Genomic DNA, 4,104 nt, shown 5'->3' on the forward strand with positions numbered 1-4,104 from the left:
CAGATCGTGATCGAAAGCTGGCGCCGTCATTACAACACCCTGAGGCCTCACGGCTCCCTCGGCTACAGGCCGCCGGCCCCGGAGGTGTTCGTGCCTGCCATGTCCCTGCGGGCGGCTCCGCAGCCCCAGCCAGCAGCGCCGCCCGCACTGGCGGAAAGGCCGTCACTCCATTAACATTCTAACCGGACCACTCCATGGGGGCGGGTCACTGAGAGCTTCAGTCGCGAGCTTGCGGAACTCATCCAGACTGGTGTCGGCAGCATGGTGAATGTCAGCCTTGACTCCGAAGGTGGTCAGAAGCCCTCCTATCTGGTCCAGCGTCATGCCGATCTTCGCCAGCACCTCCTTCGGCAACACCTTTTCGGTCTCGCCATTCAGAAGATTGTCCTGCGTGAAGGTCTTGAACGGCTCGAACTCCGGTGTGCTGGGAGCCGGGACGCCCAACGCATTGAGCACCATCGTGAGGCTCGCGACACCACAGTAGGCCTGGTTCTTCTGGGTCACGAACTGGATGCTCAGCGGCCAATAGGCGCGGTTCGCCTCGCTCTCCAGCAGCAGACGGGCCCCCTGTTCGCTGTTCAGGTTGATCAAGGGCTCTGGCAGGGGCAGTGTCTGAGCGGAAACCTGCCCGATGGTCAAGCAGAGGCTGAGGGAAGCGACCTTCAGGATTGACGTGAGCACGCGCATAGCGAACCTCCTGGCTCAGGGATCAAGGTCGTTGGTCGTTGCGTCGGCCGAGAGAAACCGCTCGTCTGAGGTGGTGGCATCACTCAATCCCGCAACATCCAGCCGGAACTTGGCGAGAAAAGCCTCCGTCATCTCCTGCGGGTTGGAAACCTGCATGACGAATGAGCCTGGACCACCGACGACGTTGGTCCGGTAATGACGTTGGTGCGTAATTCGGCCTGAGGTGTCGCGCTAAGGCAGGGGTGAGGTATAGAGGCAGTCCTCCGAAGCCGAGAGCTGCATGCCCTACAAGGTCAATTAAGAGCGCCGCCATAGGATCCCAAAGGCGCGCTACCGTGTAAAGAATTGGCGCGACTACGATGCGGCCCTGCGTCGGCGGGGCGACCTGACGGTGTGGGTGACACCCGCCGCGATGGCTGCATGGACGCCGCCTCGCAATAACAGGCGCGGGCGACCGCAGAAGTACTCTGGGATTGCGGTTGAAACGGGCTTGATGCTCCGGCTAGCTTTTGGTCGGCCCTGGCGCCAGACCGAAGGCATGCTGGCCTCGATCATGCGACTACTCGGCTTGGACCTCCCGGTTCCCGATCACACCACCTTCTCCCGCCGCAGTGCCGATCTGACCCTTGCCAAGGCGGTGAGCATAGCGAGCGGGCCGGTGAACGTGGTGATCGACTCCACTGGCCTGAAGGTGTTTGGAGCTGGCGAATGGCAGCGCGAGAAGCATGGCGGCAAGGGGCGCCGGACTTGGCGTAAGTTACACCTTGCTGCTGACCCGGATACCGGTGAGATCCTTGCGTCGGAACTGACGACCACCGAGGACGGCGATGCCTCACAGGTCGGCCCACTGCTCAATCAGATCTCGGGCCCGATTGCTTCGGTCACAGCCGATGGTGCGTACGATGGCGGGCCCGTGTACCGCATCATCGCTCAGCGGGACCCTGCCGCAGCCGTGATCATCCCACCACGATCAACGGCCGTGCCAAGCGACAATGCCGATACAGCCCCGACGCAGCGGGATCGGCACCTCCGGATGATCCAGGAGCGGGGTCGGCGCGGCTGGCAGAAGGCTGTCAACTATGGCCGGCGGGCGTTGGGCGAGGTGGCAATGATGCATTACAAGACCGTGATCGGCCGCCGCCTCCACGCCCGGACTCTGCCGACGCAAAAGGCCGAAGCCGCAGCCGGCTGCAAGGTCCTCAACGTCATGACCCGCCTTGGCATGCCGGTGTCCCAGCACATTACCTGAGCCAAGATGTCAGGGCATCAACGCGACCCACATCTGAATTACGCACCAAAGCCCACCAGATCTTCCTCGACCCACAAGCCGATGCGCTGCGCGGCCGGAACGGCACCCGGCCGATGTCGCGTCCGGCCTCTTGCCGCTGCATGGCAAGAGGCCGGCTTTCAGGACATCGGCGAGACCACGCTGACCATCCGCGTGGACTACGCGGATTTCGAAGACTTCCGGCAGGGGTAAGCAGCCGACTACGTTGCCGGTCTTGACCCAGCGGTCGTGAGCCGGCTGTGAGAGAACGTCCGCCGCGCCTACCTCGACGGCGAGCCGGACGGCCCCCGCTCCTATGCCGCGGCGGCTCCTTCGGCAATGCCGTACCCACCGAGAAACATTCGGAGCGCGCGTTCGATCTGTTATCCTTCCCTCGGGTAAGGTCGTGAACGGCCCGAACGGCCGAGGAGCCGCCGTGGACGAGTTGGAGCGCTGGCTGGCACCGCTAGGCCTAGCGCAGCTCGCGCCCGTCTTGCGGGCGCACGATGTCGATTTGGAGATCCTGCCCGAGCTGAGCGAGGCGGACCTGGAGAAGCTCGGTTTCTCGCTGGGTCAGCGCAAGAAGCTGCTGAAGGCGGTGGCGAGCCTCCCGCGCCCATCATCACTAACGGCCCCCAACGTGGCACCAGGGCCAAGCCTGATCCCCACGACTTCGGCCGAGCGGCGCCAACTGACGGTGATGTTTTGCGACCTGGTCGGCTCAACAGCCCTGGCGTCACGGCTCGATCCCGAGGACCTGCGCGAGATCATTGGCGCCTATCAGAAGCGCGTCGCCAAGATTGTCGCTCGGTATGACGGCTTTGTCGCCAAATACATGGGCGACGGCGTGCTGGTCTACTTCGGCTACCCTCAGGCGCATGAGGACGATGCTGAGCGGGCCGTGCGGGCCGGACTGAAGCTTGCCGAAACCATCCATCGGATCCGCCTGCAGACTGATGACGAGCCGCTGCACGTTCGCATTGGCATCGCAACCGGCATCGTGGTCGTCGGTGATCTCGTCGGCTCGGGCGAAGCGCAAGAGCGGAGCGTGGTGGGCGAGACGCCGAACCTGGCCGCGCGGCTGCAGGCCTTGGCGGAGCCGAACGCGGTGATGGTCGCGGCCAGCACCTACCGCCTCATCGGCGGCTTGTTCGAGTACGAAGACCTCGGCGCGCTCGAGGTGAAAGGCTATGCCGAGCCGGTGCGCGTGTGGCGGGTGTCCGGCCCGAGCGCAGCCGCGGGCCGATATGAAGCGCTGCATCCGGCGATGGCGGTGACGCCGCTGGTCGGTCGCGAGGAGGAGGTCGAACTGCTGCTCCAGCGCTGGCGGTGGGCGACGAGTGGCGACGGCCAGATCGTGCTGGTCTCGGGCGAGCCGGGGATCGGCAAGTCGCGTCTGATCGCCGCCCTGCAGGAGCGGATTGAAGGCAAGCCGCAAACGCGTCTGCGGTATTTCTGCTCGCCCTATCATCAAGACAGCGCGCTGCATCCGATCCTTGAGCAGCTCGAAAGGGCAGCCGGTTTTAGCCGCGATGACACGCCCGTGATCAGGCTGGAGAAACTCGAAACCTTGCTTTCGCAAACCTCACCGCTGGACCATGACGTGGCGCTCGTGGCCGAACTTCTGTCCCTGCCTGTCATGGACGGCTGTCCGCCACACGCCTTCACACCACAGCGCAAAAAGGAGAAGACGTTCGAGGTGCTGCTCCGGCAGCTCGAAGCCTTGGTTCAGGGACACCCCGTGCTGATGATCTTCGAGGACGTCCACTGGATCGACCCGACCTCGCACGAGCTGCTGGACCTCATCATCGAGCGGGTCAGGCACCTGCCGGTGCTGCTCCTTGCCACCTTCCGCCCCGAGTTCGCGCCACCGTGGACCGGTCAACCGCACGTGACGACTGTGACGCTCAATCGGTTGGACCGCCGCGACGGAGCGGCGCTGGTCAAGCGAATTGCGGGCAGTAAGTCGGCGCTCTCCGGTGATATCGTGGACGAGATCGTCGAGCGAGCCGATGGCGTGCCTCTCTTTGTCGAGGAGTTGACGAAGGCGGTGCTGGAAGCGGACGCGCATGACAATGGTGCTATCGGCACTTTGTCCGCAGCCCCACTGCCGGCGCTCGCCATCCCGGCTACGCTGCACGCCTTGCTCA

Annotated in this window: 6 protein-coding genes; 4 read left to right on the forward strand and 2 right to left on the reverse strand. The window is 64.2% G+C overall.

Annotated features, from left to right (window positions below; translation table 11 throughout):
- A partial coding sequence (locus FS320_RS49115) for a transposase (RefSeq protein ID WP_244627680.1) occupies positions 1-174 on the forward strand: 174 nt, incomplete at its 5' end.
- On the opposite strand, the gene FS320_RS39460 is transcribed toward FS320_RS49115, so the two are convergent.
- A complete protein-coding gene (locus tag FS320_RS39460; RefSeq protein WP_152717848.1) occupies positions 163-687 on the reverse strand; it encodes a phytochelatin synthase family protein in 525 nt (174 codons plus the stop codon). The two genes, FS320_RS49115 and FS320_RS39460, sit on opposite strands and share 12 nt — an antisense overlap.
- Before the next feature lie 15 nt (positions 688-702).
- Entirely contained in the window at positions 703-843 is a 141-nt protein-coding gene (locus FS320_RS39465; protein ID WP_152717850.1) for a hypothetical protein, read from the reverse strand.
- 160 nt (positions 844-1,003) lie between these two features.
- Between FS320_RS39465 and FS320_RS39470 the strand changes: the two genes are divergently transcribed.
- From FS320_RS39470 to FS320_RS39480, 3 genes are all read left to right on the forward strand, one after another.
- Positions 1,004-1,936 (forward strand): IS5 family transposase, encoded by a 933-nt coding sequence (locus FS320_RS39470; RefSeq protein ID WP_338105667.1) that lies wholly within the window; start codon positions 1,004-1,006, stop codon positions 1,934-1,936.
- A gap of 6 nt (positions 1,937-1,942) precedes the next feature.
- Complete coding sequence (locus FS320_RS39475; protein WP_152717852.1) at positions 1,943-2,167, forward strand: hypothetical protein; 225 nt, start codon at positions 1,943-1,945, stop codon at positions 2,165-2,167.
- A 193-nt stretch (positions 2,168-2,360) separates the two neighbouring features.
- Positions 2,361-4,104 (forward strand): adenylate/guanylate cyclase domain-containing protein (locus FS320_RS39480; RefSeq protein ID WP_162003542.1); only part of this gene is annotated, 1,744 nt, incomplete at its 3' end.

It is taken from the genome of Microvirga tunisiensis, from assembly GCF_009296175.1.
Classification (GTDB): domain Bacteria; phylum Pseudomonadota; class Alphaproteobacteria; order Rhizobiales; family Beijerinckiaceae; genus Microvirga; species Microvirga tunisiensis.